The 18,028-nt window shown below is 58.1% G+C and carries 14 protein-coding genes; 1 reads left to right on the plus strand and 13 read right to left on the minus strand.

Features of this window, described 5'->3' with window-relative positions; all coding sequences use genetic code 11:
- Window positions 1–139: 139 nt before the first annotated feature.
- The gene (gene ppx / locus BIS10_RS03200) at window positions 140–1,690 is read left to right on the plus strand and encodes an exopolyphosphatase (protein ID WP_253502377.1); all 1,551 of its coding nucleotides are present in this window, start codon (window positions 140–142) and stop codon (window positions 1,688–1,690) included.
- Here the strand turns inward: ppx and tilS are convergent.
- From tilS to BIS10_RS03265, 13 genes are all read right to left on the minus strand, one after another.
- Window positions 1,687–2,976: a tRNA lysidine(34) synthetase TilS gene (gene tilS, locus BIS10_RS03205; protein ID WP_253502380.1), complete on the minus strand. Its 1,290-nt coding sequence runs from the start codon at window positions 2,974–2,976 to the stop codon at window positions 1,687–1,689. The two genes, ppx and tilS, sit on opposite strands and share 4 nt — an antisense overlap.
- Entirely contained in the window at window positions 2,957–3,913 is a 957-nt protein-coding gene (accA, locus tag BIS10_RS03210; protein ID WP_253502383.1) for an acetyl-CoA carboxylase carboxyl transferase subunit alpha, read from the minus strand. The genes tilS and accA overlap by 20 nt, the downstream gene beginning before the upstream one ends.
- 147 nt (window positions 3,914–4,060) lie before the next feature.
- Window positions 4,061–7,564, minus strand: a complete 3,504-nt coding sequence (gene dnaE / locus BIS10_RS03215; RefSeq protein ID WP_253502385.1) for a DNA polymerase III subunit alpha — start codon at window positions 7,562–7,564, stop codon at window positions 4,061–4,063.
- Window positions 7,565–7,606: 42 nt separating this feature from the next.
- Entirely contained in the window at window positions 7,607–8,224 is a 618-nt protein-coding gene (gene rnhB, locus BIS10_RS03220) for a ribonuclease HII (RefSeq protein WP_062373289.1), read from the minus strand.
- Window positions 8,214–9,389: a lipid-A-disaccharide synthase gene (gene lpxB, locus BIS10_RS03225; protein ID WP_253502388.1), complete on the minus strand. Its 1,176-nt coding sequence runs from the start codon at window positions 9,387–9,389 to the stop codon at window positions 8,214–8,216. Before lpxB ends, rnhB begins: the two co-directional genes overlap by 11 nt.
- A 28-nt stretch (window positions 9,390–9,417) precedes the next feature.
- Complete coding sequence (gene lpxA / locus BIS10_RS03230; RefSeq protein WP_058579686.1) at window positions 9,418–10,185, minus strand: acyl-ACP--UDP-N-acetylglucosamine O-acyltransferase; 768 nt, start codon at window positions 10,183–10,185, stop codon at window positions 9,418–9,420.
- Complete coding sequence (gene fabZ / locus BIS10_RS03235) at window positions 10,182–10,625, minus strand: 3-hydroxyacyl-ACP dehydratase FabZ (RefSeq protein WP_044629712.1); 444 nt, start codon at window positions 10,623–10,625, stop codon at window positions 10,182–10,184. Before fabZ ends, lpxA begins: the two co-directional genes overlap by 4 nt.
- A gap of 147 nt (window positions 10,626–10,772) precedes the next feature.
- On the minus strand, window positions 10,773–11,810 hold the full coding sequence (gene lpxD / locus BIS10_RS03240) for a UDP-3-O-(3-hydroxymyristoyl)glucosamine N-acyltransferase (RefSeq protein WP_253502391.1): 1,038 nt from the start codon (window positions 11,808–11,810) through the stop codon (window positions 10,773–10,775).
- 51 nt (window positions 11,811–11,861) lie between these two features.
- Complete coding sequence (locus BIS10_RS03245) at window positions 11,862–12,362, minus strand: OmpH family outer membrane protein (protein ID WP_083023188.1); 501 nt, start codon at window positions 12,360–12,362, stop codon at window positions 11,862–11,864.
- Between the two features lie 19 nt (window positions 12,363–12,381).
- Window positions 12,382–14,733 carry an outer membrane protein assembly factor BamA gene (gene bamA / locus BIS10_RS03250; protein ID WP_392567146.1) on the minus strand — a complete coding sequence of 784 codons (2,352 nt, stop codon included), beginning with the start codon at window positions 14,731–14,733 and terminating at the stop codon, window positions 12,382–12,384.
- Window positions 14,734–14,833: 100 nt separating this feature from the next.
- Window positions 14,834–16,192, minus strand: a complete 1,359-nt coding sequence (gene rseP / locus BIS10_RS03255; protein WP_253502394.1) for a sigma E protease regulator RseP — start codon at window positions 16,190–16,192, stop codon at window positions 14,834–14,836.
- 43 nt (window positions 16,193–16,235) lie between these two features.
- Window positions 16,236–17,432 (minus strand): 1-deoxy-D-xylulose-5-phosphate reductoisomerase, encoded by a 1,197-nt coding sequence (gene ispC, locus BIS10_RS03260; protein WP_253502397.1) that lies wholly within the window; start codon window positions 17,430–17,432, stop codon window positions 16,236–16,238.
- On the minus strand, window positions 17,429–18,028 hold a 600-nt coding region (locus BIS10_RS03265), incomplete at its 5' end, for a phosphatidate cytidylyltransferase (RefSeq protein ID WP_253502400.1). The genes BIS10_RS03265 and ispC, both read right to left, overlap by 4 nt.

Here is an 18,028-nt window from a genome sequence, read left to right on the forward strand (position 1 = left end):
CTTGTTAGACGAACAAGCCAACTCGGATCAAGCCAGTAGCTCGATGGTAGTCAAGGCCCGCGACAAACGCAAGCCTTTGGCAATTGACAATAGTCAGAGGTCACCGCAACCTTGGCATAGCCAATTTGAAGGATAGCTCATGCCCAAGGACATTTCGCTCCCCATCGCCGCACCCACTGCCGAATTTGAGAGCGGTGAACCGCAGCGCCTAGCCGCCATTGACCTTGGCTCCAATAGCTTTCACCTACTGGTTGCCAACTACCAAAATGAACGTTTACAAGTAGTGGCACGACTAGGTGAAAAGGTCCAACTGGCGGCAGGACTTGACGAGAACGGTTACCTCAGTGAAGCCGCCATGCAGCGCGCGCTCGACTGCTTGGGCCGTTTTGCGCCGTTTTTAACCGATATTGAAGGTCCCAACCTTCGCGTGGTGGGCACTAACGCCCTACGCGACGCCCACAACAGCCAAACGTTTATCGAGCGCGCGGAAGCCCAGCTTGGCCACGCCATCGAGATTATTGCCGGGCGCGAAGAAGCCCGCCTAATTTATTTGGGTGCCGCCCACGCCCTGGCCGAAAGCGGCCGCCGCTTGATTGTCGATATTGGCGGCGGCTCTACCGAGTTTATTATCGGTGAAGCCTTTGAGCCCAAAGCGCTGGAAAGCCTGCGCATGGGTTGTGTCACGTTTACCGGACGCTTTTTTGCCGATGGCGAACTTACCGAAAAGCGCATGCGCCGCGCCGAGCTGGCAGCGCTTTCAGAGCTGGCCAACATCCAGCGCCCTTACCAGCGCTTAGGATGGGATGATCCGGTAGGCTCCAGCGGCACGATTAAGGCCGCTGCCAGCGTGCTGCACGCTTACGGCGACACGCCCCAAGAGGGGGTGATTACCCGCAGCGGCTTGAAAAAACTGCGCGAGCGCCTGTTGAAATGCAAACATCTGGAAAAGGTCGAGCTGGACGGCCTCAAACCCGATAGGGCTCGGGTATTTCCGGCGGGCATTGCCATTTTGAGCGCCATTTTTGAAGCCTTCGACCTTCACCAAATGCGCTTTGCCGACGGCGCACTGCGTGAAGGCGTGCTCTATGACATGGCGGGGCGCAACAGCGCCGAAGATACCCGCTCCAAAACCCTCGACATGCTCAAGCGAGTGTATGACGTAGATACCCGGCAAGCAGAAAATGTGGCGGAAACCGCCAAGCACTTGTTTGCCGTAGTGAAGCAGCCGTGGGGCTTAACCGCCGAACAGGGCCACTATTTGAGCTGGGCAAGCCATGTGCATGAAATTGGGCTAGCCATCTCCCATAGCCAGTTCCACCGCCACGGCGCGTATCTATTAGAGCATTCGGACCTAGCCGGGTTTTCTCGCCCCGAGCAGCGCTTGTTGGCGTTTTTAGTGCGTGCTCACCGGCGTAAATTCCCGCTTAAGGAGTGGCAAGCGCTGCCTGCCTCACAGCAGCCAAGCGCGGCTAAGCTTGCCCGCTTGCTACGCCTCGCCGTGCTGATTAATCATTCGCGGCCTGAAGGCGCGCCCATGCCGCCCAAAATTGCTGCTGACAGCAACGGCGACGCGCTCACCATTACGCTGCCCCCCAGCGATGAACCCACGCTGCTCAGCACCGATTTAGAGCAGGAGCAGGCATTTATGGCCAACGCCGGGTTTGCGTTCAACCTGAATACGCCTTCCTAACCCTCGCGATGAAACGTCGCCCCTTCCGCCTGCCACAGAACGTTGGCAGGCGGTTGGAGCACGCCCAGACAGCGCTCTCCGACCATCACAACAATCAGCCGCTCCCGCTCCCAAGGCGGAAGCGCCCGTTCTTGCAGCAAGCGTTTGAGGTCGCGTCGGCCACGCCCAGGCAATACGAGCACTTCCCCGCCCTGCCGCCAGCGCAGCATGAACGGTTCTGCTAAGTAGGTGTCGCGTTCCAGGCGAAGCTGTAGCGGCCCAAAAGGAGTACTCACCCCTGGCTCTCCGTTCCAAGGCGCTTGCCAATCCGGCAACGCAGCCAACGGCGTCATAAGATAAAGCCTGCGCCGCCACACCCGCGCCTGGGCTCCGGGCCACTCTACTAGCACCTGGGCATCCTGGGCGGCGGTAAGCTGGCCGAGCAGGCTGGCCAGACGCGCCTGTGGAGGCGTTGGCAGCCTTAGCTGCTGACACAGCGTACGAACGAGCAGCCGCTGACGGGGTAACGGCAACGCGGCCAATGCCGACGCATCGAGACAGCCCGTTCCCAACGTAAGCACGGCCAACTCCTCGGCGGCGTAGCTGGCAAGGAGCGTGTCGGCCTCACCGGCCAAGCCAGCGCTCTTGGCCAACGAACGTACCGCATCAGGCCAGCGCTGAGTCAGCGTTGGCAGCACTTCGTGGCGCAAACGGTTGCGATCAAATTCAATATCGCGATTGGTGGGGTCTTCACACCAAGTCAGTGCCATAGCGTGGGCCGTATCGGCCAGAGTTTGGCGGCTGACGCTGAGCCAAGGGCGCACAAGCGTAATGCCTTGCCACTCCCGTTGATATGGCATGCCCGCCAACCCACGAATACCGCTCCCCCGCAGCGCTGCCAGTAAGAGGGTTTCCGCTTGATCATCCTGATGCTGACCAAGCCATAGCGCGTCACCCGGCTTCACATGCTGCGCAAAGGCCGCGTAGCGAGCGCGCCTAGCAGCGCCCTCTACCCCTTCGCCTCGCGATTCAATCGCCACACGCTCAACCGTTAGCGGCACGCCAAGGCGCTGACACAGCTGTTGGCAGTGGGTTTCAAAGTCGGCCGCCGCCGCCTGTAGGCCGTGATTAACATGTAGGGCGCGTAGCAATTGGCCGCTGTCTTGGCAGGCCTCCGCGGCTAGCATCAGCAGCAGCGACGAGTCCAAGCCACCGGAGAGCGCGACCCAAATGCAACGCCCCGGCGGGGTTTCCGCCAGGGCGTCGTGAAGCAAGCGCAAAAGCCGTTTAGGCGGCTGGGGCGCCATAGCTCATCAGGCGCTCATAGCGGCGCTCAAGCAGGGCATCACTATCCAGCGCTTGCAGGCGCTCAAGGCTGGCAGAGAGCGCGTCTTTAACCCGCGCTGCGGTGTCTATCGGGTGACGATGGGCGCCGCCCAACGGCTCTTTGATCAGCGAATCTACAAAGCCCAGCTCTTTTAAGCGCTCGGCGGTGATTCCCATGGCCTGAGCCGCATCGGAGGCTTTTTCGGCGCTCTTCCACAGAATGGAGGCGCAGCCTTCCGGCGAAATGACCGAGTAAGTGGAGTACTGCAGCATATGCAGTTCGTCGCACACCCCAATCGCCAACGCGCCGCCTGAGCCACCCTCGCCCACCACGGTGGAAATAATCGGCGTCTTCAGGCGCGACATCACCGCCAGGTTATAGGCAATCGCTTCCGACTGACCACGCTCTTCCGCGTCGATACCGGGATACGCGCCGGGAGTATCGATAAACGTCAGAATGGGCATTTTAAAGCGCTCAGCCATTTCCATTAAGCGGCACGCTTTGCGGTAGCCTTCCGGGCGCGGCATGCCAAAATTACGGCGCACTTTCTCTTTAACATCGCGGCCTTTTTGGTGGCCAATTACCATCACCGGCGCATCGTTTAGGCGTGCAACGCCGCCAACGAGGGCAGCGTCATCCGCAAATTTTCGGTCACCGTGCAGCTCATCGAAATCGGTAAAAATATGTTCTAAATAATCCAGCGTATAGGGGCGCTGGGGGTGCCGCGATAGCTGGGAAACCTGCCAAGGGGTCAAATCTTTGAAGATTGATTCCGTTAACTTGCGGCTCTTCTCCTCCAGCCGTGAAATCTCATCTGAGAGGTTCACCTGGCTGTCGGAGCCCACCAAACGCAGCTCCTCAATTTTTGCCTGGAGTTCGGCAACGGGCTGTTCAAAATCGAGATAGTTAGGATTCATCGGCTCTGCCTGTAAGCTGCCTATAAAAAATAAGCCTTGTCGAAACGAGCATCTATGGGGCCATTATCGCACCCTGACCCTGCCACGCAAGGCACTACCCGTTCAATTCAGCGCCAGCGCTTTCAAGGACGCTTGCGCTCTTGTTCATTAACGGTAGCGTAACTGGACGCCCACCTGCCCTTGCACATCGCGCAGAGCGAGCAGCAGATCATCGCTAGGCGCGACTTTCCACTCCTCCGCCAGCTCCAGCCAAGCGACAGCATCGGGGTGGCGATATTGAAGTCGCACGGGTAGGCCGGTGTTATCCCGGTAGGGTGTCAAGCTATCCCGCAAGCTTTCGACCAGCCGGCCGTTAATCTGCCCGGCGTCCAATGCCAGCTCAACGGCCTGGCCGTAGCGCACCCGCGCGGTCACCATCGGCGTCACGTCTTTACCGCGCAGGCGCAGCCCGCCGGAGAAGTCATCGCTGGAGACTTCGCCCTCCACGATAATGACTTGGTCTGACTCAATTTGGCCACGTAGCTGCTCAAAGAGTTCACCAAACAGCGATGCCTCAATGCGCCCAGTGCGATCATCCAGGGTGATAAACGCCATGGTGTCACCCCGCTTGGACTTCATGGTACGCATGGCGACCACTAAGCCTGCCACCCGCTGCGGCTCCCGAGAGGGTTTCAAATCGCTGATACGGGTCGACACGAAGCGCTTGAGTTCGCGTTCGTACTCGTCGATGGGGTGTCCGGTCAGGTAGAGCCCCAGAGTGTCTTTTTCACCAGAGAGCCGCTCGCGATCGGTCCACTCACGGACATGGCGATACTCGGCGTAGACATCGCTGGCTTCTTCCTCGGCAGCAAAGGCATCGCCAAACATATCCTGCATACCCAGGTTCTGGTTGGCGTGATTCTGCGCGGCGGCTTTGAGCGCATCTTCCATCGCCGCAAACAGCACCGCCCGGTTAGGCCCAAGGTTGTCCAATGCGCCAGAGCGAATAAGCGCTTCCAACGTACGCTTGTTCATCCGCTTTGGGTCGATGCGTCGGCAGAAGTCGAACAGATCTTTGTACGGGCCATCGGCTTGTCGCGCTTCCACAATCGCGCCAATCGGACCTTCACCAACGCCACGGATAGCCCCTAGGCCGTAAACCACGCGGCCTTCCGTATCCACGGTGAACTTGTAGCCACCTACGTTGACATCCGGCGGTGTCACCGTGAGCTTCAAGTGGCGGCACTCTTCGATCAGCGGCACCACTTTGTCCAGGTTGTCCATCTCTGTGGACATCACCGCCGCCATGAAGGGGCCTGGGTAGTGCGCCTTCAGCCATGCGGTCTGATACGACACCAGCGCGTAGGCTGCCGAGTGTGATTTGTTGAAGCCGTAACCGGCGAACTTTTCTACCAGGTCGAAGATGTTGCCCGCCAGGTCTTTATCGATGCCGTTGGCCGCACAGCCTTCCATAAAGCCTGCCCGCTGCTTGGCCATCTCTTCGGGCTTTTTCTTACCCATGGCACGGCGCAGCATGTCGGCTTGGCCGAGGGTATACCCCGCCATCACCTGGGCAATCTGCATGACCTGCTCTTGGTAGAGAATAATCCCGTAAGTGGGCGTCAGCACCGGTTTCAACAGGTCGTGCTGGTAATCAGGGTGTGGATAAGAGACTTCTGCCCGGCCATGCTTACGGTTGATGAAGTCATCCACCATGCCCGACTGCAGCGGGCCAGGGCGGAACAGCGCCACCAAGGCGATCATATCGTCCAAGGAGTCGGGCAGCAGGCGCTTAATAAGCTCCTTCATCCCGCGGGATTCGAGCTGGAAAACTGCCGTGGTCTCTGCCCGTTTGAGCATCTCGAATGTTTTGCCGTCATCCAATGGGATGGCGTCAATATTCAACGGCCCTTGGCCGTTAACGTCACGCACCTTGTCCACCATCTCAAGCGCCCAGTCGATGATGGTAAGGGTACGCAGGCCCAAAAAGTCGAACTTCACCAGCCCGGCGTCTTCGATGTCATTCTTATCAAACTGCACCACCAAGCCAGAGCCATCTTCGTCGCACAGCAGCGGCGAAAAATCGGTGAGCTTGGTGGGGGCAATGACCACGCCGCCTGCGTGTTTACCGGTGCCGCGGGTGGTGCCTTCGAGCTTCAGGGCCATTTCCCAAATCTCTTCGGCCTCTTCGTCGTTGCCAATGAAGTCCTTGAGCGCGGGCTCTTGCTCAATCGCCTTGGCTAGCGTCATTCCCACTTCAAAAGGAATCAGCTTGGAGAGCTTGTCGCCCAGCGAGTAGGGTTTGCCCTGGGCACGGGCCACGTCTCGCACCACCGCTTTGGCGGCCATGGTGCCGAAGGTGACGATCTGAGAAACCGCGTTGCGGCCATAGCGGTCGGCTACGTACTCGATGACCTTGTCACGCTTCTCCATACAGAAATCGACGTCGAAGTCGGGCATGGAGACACGCTCAGGGTTAAGAAAACGCTCGAACAGCAGGTCGTAGCCGATAGGGTCCAGGTCGGTGATTTTCTGCGCGTAGGCCACCAGAGAGCCGGCACCGGAGCCACGCCCCGGCCCTACCGGCACGTTGTTATCCTTAGCCCACTGGATAAAGTCCATCACGATCAGGAAGTAGCCAGGGAAGCCCATCTGAATGATGACGTTGAGCTCGAACTCCAGACGGTCGCGGTAGCGCTGATCAATCTCGCGGAACGCCTCGCTATCGCGCGGATACTGCTCGGCGGGGAACAGAAAATCGAGCCGCTCCGTTAGGCCATCATGGGAGACCTTGCGGAAGAATTCATCCTGGGTCATGCCCTCGGGGATGCCGAACTCCGGCAGGAAGATCTCTCCCAAACGCACATTCACGCTGCAGCGCTCGGCAATCATCACGCTATTTTCCAGTGCTTCAGGGATATCGGCAAATAGCGCCGCCATCTCTTCTGGGCTTTTTAGGTACTGCTCTTCGGTATAGCGGCGCTCGCGGCGGGGGTCGTCCAACGCCTTGCCCTCGCCAATCGACACGCGGGTTTCGTGGGCCCAGAAGTCTTCCCGTTCCAGAAAGCGCACATCGTTGGTGGCGACAACCGGCGTATTCGTCTCGATAGCCAGTTGGACACTGGCATGCACACAGGCCTCTTCCAGCGGGCGACCGGTACGGATGAGCTCTAGGTAGAAGCGATCAGGGAACGCCTGCTGCCACTCTTCCAGCAGCAGCCGTGCTTCCCGCTCATGCTCAGAGAGCAAGTGGCGGCCAATCTCGCCCTCTCGACCACCCGACAGCGCGATGAGCCCTTCGCTTTGTGCCAGTACCCACTGCTTATCAAGAATCGCCCGCCCCTGGCGCTGCCCATCGGTCCACCCTTTGGAGATCAGCTCGGTGAGATTGCGGTAACCCACATCGTTCATCGCCAGCAGCGTAATGCGGTACGGGTGGGCTTCGTCGTGGGGGTTCGCCAGCCAGAGGTCGCTGCCGACAATCGGCTTCAGCCCGGCGCCCTGGGCGGCTTTGTAGAATTTGACTAAGCCAAACAAGTTGGCTTCATCGGTGAGCGCCAGCGCCGGCATCCCGCGCTCAGCGGTCGTACTGACCAGTGACTTGAGTTTGACCAAGCCATCGACCAGAGAGTATTCACTGTGCAAACGAAGATGAACGAACGGAACCGTCATGAGACTCTCAGCATAAAACGCTAAATAAAATAAATAGAACGGCTACAGCAGCGCTAACTGGCGCTGTACCGGCGCGAAGCTTTTGCGGTGCTCTGCCAGCGGCCCGTGGGCTTCCAGCGCTGCCAGGTGCTCTTTGGTGGGGTAGCCCTTGTGCCGCGCAAACCCGTATTCAGGATAGCGCAGATCCAGCTCGGCCATTTGTGCATCCCGCGCTACTTTGGCCAAAATAGACGCAGCGGCAATGGCCGGATGGCGGGCATCGCCCTTCACTACGGCCTGACCCGGCAGCGCATGCCCCGGCAGCCGGTTACCATCCACCAGCAGATACTCCGCCTGGGGAGCTAGCGCATCCACTGCACGACGCATGGCCAGATGCGTCGCGTGATAGATATTGAGCGAGTCGACCTCCTCTGCGCTCGCTTCCGCTACTGCAAAGGCCAGCGCACGCTCGCGAATCAGCACATCCAGCGACTCACGCCTGCGAGCGGTGAGCTTCTTGGAGTCGGTTAAACCGTCGATGGGGGCCTTGAGGTCAAGAATCACAGCGGCAGCCACCACACTACCCACCAGCGGCCCACGCCCAACCTCATCGACCCCGGCCAAGAAGTCACCGGTATACTCCACGACTAGCGGTGGAAAGTCCGCTGGTTTAACCGCCATCAGGTTTAGCCTCCAGCAGCTCGCCTGCTACCAGGGCGGTAATGGCCTGCGCGGCACGCTCGCTGGCATTACGCTGCAGCGTCGCATGCATTGCGGCAAAGCGCACCTCCAGACCGTGACGCATCTCGGCATCGCTAAGTAGCTGGCCTATTTGCTCGGCAATCGCCTCCGGCGTGGCCTCGTGCTGAATCAGCTCTGGCACCACGCTCTCCTGGGCAATCAAATTTGGCAGCGAGATCCACTGGGTTTTCACCAACCGTTTGGCGAGCCAATGGGTCGCGGGCGCCATTTTGTACGCCACGAGCATGGCGCGGTGGCACAGCATGGCTTCCAACGCCGCCGTACCGGAGGTCAGCAGTACCGCATCGCTGGCGACCATCGCCTCACGGGCTTGGCCCTCCAGAAGCGTTACCTGCTGGGCCAATGCGGGGTAGCCTGCCAGCAGCTCGCGCAGCTCTTGATGGCGCTGAGCGGTTGCCGCGGGTACCACCACCTGTAAGCCCACGTGGCGCTGGCACAGCAGCGTGACTGCGTCCAAAAAAGTGGTGCCCATAAAGCGAATTTCGTTACCCCGGGAACCGGGTAGCAGCGCTAGTACCGGCGCGTTTGAGGCTAAGCCCAGCTCACGGCGAGCCGCGTTACGATCATTCTCCAGCGGCAGCTCGTCGGCCAGTGGGTGACCCACAAAGGCAACCGGCACGTGATGATGATGATAAAAATCGGCTTCAAAAGGCAGCAGCGTGAGCATGGCATCCACGGCTTTGGCGATATTCTTCACCCGGCCCTGACGCCACGCCCATACCGAGGGGCTCACGTAGTGAGCAGTGGTGACGCCAGCGGCGCGAAGCTGCTTCTCTAGGCCGATATTGAAGTCGGGAGCGTCGATGCCGATCATGATATCCGGCTGCCAGGCCAGCGCCTCTTCGCGCAGGGTGCGGCGTACGCGGATCAGTTCAGGCAGGTGCTTAAGCACCTCGACCAGTCCCATTACCGAGAGGGTTTCCAGAGGGAAGCGGCTAACCAGCCCCTGGGCTTCCATGCGGGGGCCGCCCATACCGCGAAACTCCACCTGGGGATGCCGGGCGCGCAGCGCCTGCATCAGCCCAGCACCAAGGATATCGCCGGAGAGTTCGCCTGCCACAAGGTATACGCGCTGCAGTGTCATAGTGACGGGAGAGCCGGTTAGATGAGTATTAGCGAACGATACCGCGTGTTGAACGCTCGATGGAGTCAGCGAACAGGGCCACTTCAGGCAAATCAAAGCGATTACGCATTTCGCTCACTGCCTGCTCGACGGTTAAGCCTTGACGATAAACCAGCTTGTAGGCCGTGCTGAGTGCAGCAATCGCTTCGCGGCTAAACCCTCGGCGCTTCAACCCCACGAGGTTAAGCCCACGGGCTTCCGCCGGGTTGCCGTTAATCATCACATAGGCAGGAGTGTCTTTAGTGATAATCGAACCGCCGCCCGCCATGGCGTGATCGCCAAAGTGACAGAACTGATGCACTGCCGCCAGGCCGCCCAAAATAGCGTGATCACCTAGGGTGACATGGCCTGCCAGCGTGACTTGGTTCGCTAAAATGCAGTCATTGCCAATCACACAGTCATGCCCTACATGCACGTAGGCCATAAACAGATTACGTGAACCGATGGTGGTTTCGCTGCGATCCTGAACAGTGCCGCGATGGAGGGTCACCCCTTCACGAATGACGTTATCGTCACCCATCACCAGCCGCGTTGGCTCGCCCGCGTACTTTTTGTCCTGGCAATCTTCGCCCACCGAGGCAAACTGAAAAATACGCGTGCGCTCGCCTAGCACCGTGGGGCCTTTCACCACCACATGGGGGCCAATGACAGAGCCAGCGCCAATCGTGACATCTGGTCCAATCACGCTAAACGGACCGACCTCAACGTCGTCAGCAAGCTGTGCCGCTGGGTCGACCAATGCAGTAGGATGTATCAAGCCACCTTCCTCTCGGCACAAATGATTTCCGCTTCGCAGGCCAGCTCGCCGTCAACCGTGGCACGGCAGGCAAACTTCCAAATACCGCGTTTACCGCGAATCACATTCGCTTCAAGCGTTAATTGATCGCCAGGCATGACCGGGCGCTTAAAACGCACGTTGTCGCTGCCAACGAGATAATACACATAGCCATCAGCGGGCAACTTATTGACCGTTTTAAAGCCTAGAATACCGCATACCTGAGCCAGCGCTTCAACAACCAGTACCCCGGGCATAATCGGGTGATGAGGAAAGTGGCCATTGAAAAACGGCTCGTTGATGCTAACGTTTTTATACGCAACGATGGTTTCGCCCACGGTTAACTGCGTGACTCGATCCACCAGTAAAAATGGATAGCGGTGGGGCAAGTATTCGCGAATTTCGTTGATATCCATAACCATCGTAACGACCTCTAAAATGACAAAAGGCCTGAGCAGTATCAGGCGCGTACCAGCATTCCTGCTGGTAAAAAGGCAGTGGATTATAACCTGCTGCTATTAAGCCTCAAGCCATCTGCCCGGTAATTCTTTCCTTCTCAACCCGACGCCTTACCCGTCGCGCTGGCTTTTTTCCAGCCGCGCCAACCGTTTGGCAATATCATCAAGCTGTTTAAAGCGCACCGCATTTTTACGCCATTGGGTGTTGCTCATGGCCCCGGTCCCCGAAGAATAAACCCCCGGCTCATGAATTGAGTTGGTCACTAGGCTCATGCCGGTGACCTGAACGCCATCACAAATTGTGAGATGACCAGATAGGCCCACACCACCGCCCAACATGCAGTGTTTGCCCACTTTGGTGGAGCCTGCAATCCCTACACAGCCTGCTAACGCGCTGTGGTCCCCAATGGTAACGTTGTGGGCAATCTGCACTTGGCTGTCGATTTTGACATCGTTGCCAATGACGGTGTCACCTAACGCGCCTCGGTCAATACTGGAGCAGCTGCCCACTTCGACATCATCACCTAGCACCACGCCGCCAAGCTGAGCAATTTTGTGCCAGCCCGCACCATCATGGGCAAACCCAAAGCCATCACCACCAATCACACAGCCGCTGTGCAAAATCACTCGCTTGCCCACGACCACACCGTGGCAAACGGTGACATTGGCATGCAGCCGCGTGTCGTCACCGATGACACAGTCAGCGCCAATCACGCTACCGGCGCCAACCACTACACGGTCGCCCAGGACAACGCCTGACTCAATCACCGCATTGGCTTGGACGCAAACCTCGGCCCCAAGCGTCACGCCCTCTGCGACTACTGCAGAGGGATGAATACCCGGTACATCCCGCGCTGGCAGCGGATCAAATAGCTGGGAGAGCTTGGCGTAGCCCAAGTAGGGGTTATCCATCTCTAGGCGCGGCACAGGGCAGTTCTTGCCGTGCTCCGGGTGCAGCAGTACCGCTGCCGCTTTGGTGGTAGCGAGATCTTTTAAGTACGCACGGTTGGCTAAAAATGCGACTTGGTCTGGCGCTGCTTCCTTGAGCGTTGCCAAACCACGAATTGGCTGGTCGGCGTCGCCCTCGAAATCAACGTCCAGGTGACGTGCGATATCCGCAAGGGTGAGGTGATGAGAAGCGTGCGTCATGAGAGCCCAAGGAAGCAGTGGTGCGGCTAAGCCGCACCAGTAATCATTAAATTAGTTCAGCGAATCAAAAATCTGAGTGACTTCGTTCGTCACGTTGGGCAGGTCCGTCGAGGAGTGCAGCACGCCCTGAGGCTCAACCAACACGTCGATATTATGACGTTCTAACACCTGCTCTACCGCCTGTTCCAGCTTAGCTTCAGCCCCTTCTAGGAACTGTTGCTCTGAGGTCTGCTGGGCCTGTAGCACTTCACGGCGCAACTGTTCGAAGCGGCCGCCTTTCTGCTGAAGCTCGGCAATCAGCGATTCGCGCTCGGACTGGGACATAGTCTCCCCTTCCTGCTGCAGGCGGGTTTGCAGTTGCTGCAGCTCGCCGCCCAACGCTTCGGCTTCGCGCTGCTGGCTACCAATTTGTCCTTCCAACTGGCTCAGTGATGACTGAGCCGACTGGGTATTCATCAACGCAGTGCGCCAATCCAACACGGCCACTTCGGCAGCATAGGCAGGTAGAGTCATCGCCCCAAACAGGCACACAGCGGCGGTCAGTTTACGCATCATTGTGATACTCCTTAAATTAGAACGTTTGACCCAGCGAGAACTGGAAGAACTGCGTATCGTCACCACTTTCGTCGTTCAGCGGCTCAGCCACGCTGAAGGTCAGCGGGCCAACTGGCGTCAGCCAAGAGAGACCGACACCGACACTGTAGCGCAAGTCACCAAAGTCAACGCCTGAGCTGCACTGCTGACGATCCGCGTCTGCTTCCAGCACGTCGTAGCACGAGCTTAAGAAGGTATTACCCGCATCTAGGAACAGCGAGGGCTGAACCGAGCGCTGGTTTTCCACAAACGGCATGGGGAAGAGCACTTCCGCAGAACCTTCTACCAGAACGTTACCGCCCATCGTCCGGTCACGACCACCCTCGCGGGCAGGAGTGGTTCGCTCGCCCAAAGTGTTAGAGGTAAAGCCACGCACCGAGCCTAAACCACCCGCGTAGAAGTTCTCATAGAACGGATAAGGGTCGTTACTGCCTAGGGTGTCGGCGTAGCCTAAGTTACCGCTAAACTTCAGCGCCCAGGTTTCATCATCGTTAATTGGGAATAGCTGCTGAGCACGGGCCTGAAGCTTGTAGTACTCCGCATCGCTGCCCGGCACGCCGGTTTCAAGCGATACGCGCTGGTAGTTACCGGCGGTGGGCATAATGCCACGGTTCAGGTTGTTGCGCGTCCAGCTAGCGGATAGCTTGAGACTCTGCGCATTCTCACCTTGGTCTTCTACATAGCGGCGAATCTCAGAGGCGGTGTCAAAGTAGGTTTTCACCGTCACATCTTCAACGCTGGCACCAAAATTCAGGCGAGACAGCTCGCTGATGGGGTAGCCTAAGTTGATACCTGCACCGTAAGCATCGGTAGAGAAGGTCGAGATATCCGAGTCGGCATAGTCGGTTTCCCGGTAAAACAGGTTATATCCGCGGGAAATACCATCTAGCGTCCAGTAAGGGTCGGTAAAGGCAAAGTTGACACTGGTAAAGGTGTCACTGCGCTGGGCACCAACGTTGACACGATTACCAGTACCCAGGAAGTTATTCTGGGCTAGACCTACCCCATAAATCACCCCGGCACTTTGAGAGAAACCGACGCTGGCTGAGACCGAGCCAGAGGGCTGCTCCTCAACGGTATAGGTCACATCCAGCATATCCGGCTCACCCGGAACCGGCTGGGTATCGACTTCCACCTGGCTGAAGAAGCCTAACCGCTCCAAACGCTGACGCGACTGGGTAATAGACTCGGTGGAGGCGGGCGCGCCCTCTAGCTGAATCATTTCCCGACGCAGTACTTCATCCTGTGTCGTGGTATTGCCGTAGAACTCGATGCGGCGAACATAGGCCCGCTGGCCGGGATTAACGGCAATGACCAAATCGACGGTTTCACCGTCATCGGCCATTTCAGGGACACCCTGCACATCGGCAAAGGCAAAGCCCTCGGCGCCTAAACGCTGGCGCAATGCTTCTGTGGAGGCGTTCACCTCTCCGCGAGAGAAAATATCACCACTGTTGATTTCCAGCAGATTACGAGCTTCGTTCTCGCTGATTTGAAGGTCGCCAGCGAAACGAATATCGCCCACGCGATACTGGTTGCCTTCATCAATATTCAGGGTGATAAAGATTTCTGACTTTTCAGGGCCGATAGAGACTTGCGTGGAAGTAACATCAAAGTTGACGTAGCCACGGTCAAGATAGAACGAGCGTAGGCGTTCGATATCACCAGAGAGCGCTTCTCGGGAGTACTCATCTTTCGAGAACCAGCCGAAGATACGGCCAGGGCGGTCGTTTAGCTCGAACACTTCACGCAGGGTTTCATCGTCGAAATCCTGGTTACCGACGATATTGATCTGGCGGATCTTGGCGACTTCACCTTCATTGATATCGATGTTGACCTGGACCCGGCCCTCATCAATCTCTTCCACCTCAACATTAATGCCAGCGCTGTAGCGACCCTGAGCCTGATACACGCCCTCAAGCTCGCGCTCAATCTCGTCAAGGGTAGAGAGTTGCAGTACCTGACCTTCCGACAGGCCCGACTCACGCAGGCCGTTGCGCAGGTCTTCGTCCGAAATCTGGTCGTTGCCTTCGATGTTCAAGCGCGCGATGGTTGGCCGCTCGACCACTTGGATCACCAACACGTCGCCTTCCCGGGCCAGCGAGACATCTTCAAACAGTCCGGTAGCGAACAGATCGCGGGCGGCAGCGGCTAGCTGCTGCTCGTCCACGCGGTCATTAGCGCTGACGGGAAACGCATTAAAGACCGAGGCGGCGGAAACCCGCTGCAGTCCTTCCACACGAATGTCTGAAACATCAAAGGATTGTGCTTGGGCGCCGCTGGCGCCTACCAGCAAGAGTGCCGCCATTCCAAGGGTCTTGATTTTCATGCAGTCAGTTCGCTCGCGTTGGTCTGCCCGTCGGTTAAGACAGGCACCATATACATTTGTGCAGGCAGATGACAAGGCATCCTGCGCGCTACACGCGTTATTACCACAGGCGCATCAAATCGAAATAGAGCGCCATCAGCATCAGGGTGCCAACCATGGCAAGTCCGATGCGCAGCCCTATCGCTTGTGTCTGCTCAGATACCGGCCGCCCACGTACGACCTCGACAAAATAGTAAAGCAAATGACCGCCGTCGAGCACGGGAATGGGCAGCAAATTCAGCACACCTAAACTAATCGAAAGATACGCTAAAAAACCAACAAAGGCTTCTACCCCGGCACGCGCAGAGTCTCCGGAAATTTGCGCAATCGTGATCGGCCCCGATAGATTAGAGGGAGAAATTAACCCCACTAACATTTTGCGAATGGCGTCGACCGTCAGCAGCACCATTTCACCAGTGCGCGACAGCGCTTGTCCAACCGCTTCAATCGGCCCGTAACGAATTTCCCGTTGCAGCGTTTCTGGCCAGCTAAATGGCTCCGCGCCAGCTCCAATGTACCCAACCTCGGCACCACTCTCCAGCGTATTACGTCTTGGCGTGAGCGAAAGCGTTCCTGCTTCGCCATTACGCTGATAACCAACGCTCAGTGTCTCGCCTGCGCTATCGCGGATCACCGCGACAAACTGCATCCAGTCATTAATGGGCTCACCGTTAAGGGCGACGATGCGATCCCCTGCTTGAAGCCCGGCTTCAGCGGCGGCTTGCCCATCCACTACTTGGCCAAGCACGGCGGGCACATCGGGTCGCCAGGGCGAGAAGCCAAGGCTCTGCAGCGGCTGTGGCGGATCCTGGCGAACCATGTAGTTGTTAAGCGGCAGTTGATAGCTGCGGGTGGCACTAGCGCCTTCCGGCACTACCTCAATGGTTAAATCACCGCTGAAGCCAATCATGGAGACCAGTTTTAAATTGATCTCTTCCCAGGAGCGCATCGCATCGCCCTGAATCGCGGTAATTTCACTCCCCTGCTCCAACCCTGCCTCTGCGGCTGGGGAGTTAGGCGTAATATCACCAACTACTGGCGCTACGGTGGTTGTACCCGCCACAAACAGCGCCCAGTAGGCCACAATAGCCAGCAGGAAATTAGCGATGGGGCCCGCGGCCACAATAGCAATACGTTGCCAAACGGTTTTACGATTAAACGCTTGGTCTAGCTGCTCTTCCGGTACCGGCGCTTCGCGCTCGTCGAGCATTTTGACGTAGCCGCCCAGCGGAATGGCCGCCACAGCGAACTCGGTGCCATGGCGATCAATCGTTGACCACAGCGGCTTGCCAAACCCTACGGAGAAGCGCAACACCTTGACGCCGCAGCGGCGTGCAACCCAAAAGTGACCAAACTCGTGAAAGGTCACCAGCAGCCCCAGCACCACGATGACGGCTAAGATATTCTGTATCAGGCCCACTTTTTGCTCCTTTGCACGACACGCTGCTCAACAATAGCTGAGGCTAAGCGGTTAACTGGCGTATGGTGTGCGCGGCTTGCTCTCGAGCCCAGCGGTCCGCAGCAAGCACGCGTTCAAGTGAATCCGCCTGACCGGGATACGGCAGGGCCATCACCTTCGCGACAACGTCCGGAATCGCACCAAACGCGATGTTCTCCGCTAAAAATGCCTCAACAGCAACTTCATTAGCAGCGTTAAGCACCGCCGGAGCGGCCCCACCTGCCTGCATCGCCTCTCGGGCTAGTCGCAGGCAGGGAAAGCGTGTTTCATCCGGGGCTTCAAAATCGAGCCGCGCAACTTGGAACAGATCTAGCGTTTCTACGCCGGCATCAATGCGCTCTGGCCAAGCAAGCCCATAGGCAATCGGTGTGCGCATATCGGGATTACCCAACTGAGCAATCACGGAACCGTCGTCATAGGCTGCCATAGAGTGGATCACGCTTTGCGGGTGAACAACGACCTGAATCTGCTCGGGGGTGGCATCAAACAGCCAGCACGCTTCGATTAATTCGAGTCCTTTATTCATCAGCGTGGCGCTATCTACGGAGATTTTACGTCCCATGGACCAGTTAGGATGAGCGCAGGCCTGCTCTGGTGTTACGTTAGCAATATCGGCAGCCGACCAGCCGCGAAACGGCCCGCCCGATGCGGTTAGAAGCAGCTGACGCACGCCGTGTTTGGCTAATCCGCCGCGATGCTCGCTGGGTAGACACTGGTAGATGGCATTATGTTCAGAATCGATCGGCAACAGCGTCGCCCCGGAGCGTGCAACGGCATCCATAAACAGCGACCCGCTCATCACCAGGGCCTCCTTATTGGCCAATAGCACGCGCTTACCGGCTTCGGCTGCCGCCAGCGACGGCAACAGGCCTGCCGCCCCGACGATCGCCGCCATCACGGTGTCGACCTCAGGCGCTTGGGCGACCTCGCACAGCGCGTCCTGCCCCGCCAGCGCCACGGTGTTGGAGCCTGCTTGGAGGAGCCCTTGCTGCAACCACTGGGCATCGGCGTCGTCATCCAACACGGCAAACCGGGGAGAGTGCGCTTTACACTGGTCAAGCAGCGCCTCTTTTGAGGTATGCGCCGTTAGGGCATAGACGCGGTAACGCTCCGGATGGCGCGCGATGACATCCAAGGTGCTTTTACCGATGGAGCCGGTGGCACCGAGCACAGTGACCAACTGAACCGAGACGTGACTCATAGCGCGCTCACCTGAAGTGACAGTACCTGCAGATACAACAGCGCAAAGATGGGGATGGCTGCGGTGAGACTATCGATACGGTCCAGCACACCACCATGACCCGGCAGCAGCTGGCTGGAGTCTTTAATATTACGGTAGCGTTTCAACATACTTTCAAACAGGTCGCCAAGCACTGAAGTCAGCGTCACCACTGCGGTAATCACGATCAGCGCCACGCCCCCCATCACTCCAAGGGGCTGCCAAAGGGCAAACAGCAGGGCTAGCAGCATCGTGGCAGCAAGCCCCCCATACACGCCCTCCCAGGACTTGCCTGGACTAACCCGCGGGGCTAATTTTCGCTTACCCCAGCGGCGACCAGCAAAGTAGGCGCCAATGTCTGCCGTCCATACCAGCAGCATCACAAACAGCAGCCACACCACCCCGCTATCACGCAGCACGTTAAAACCCACCCAGCACGGCAGCAGCACCCAAACGCCCATGAGTAGACGGCGTGAAGTGGCTTGCCACTGCTGACTGCTTTCCGGGTAGTGCGTCACCCAGTAAAGGTTCAGCAACCAGCCAGCGGCGGCCAGCCACAACGGCCAAACTGCAAAGGC

It is taken from the genome of Halomonas sp. 707B3, assembly GCF_024158645.1.
GTDB lineage: Bacteria > Pseudomonadota > Gammaproteobacteria > Pseudomonadales > Halomonadaceae > Vreelandella > Vreelandella lionensis.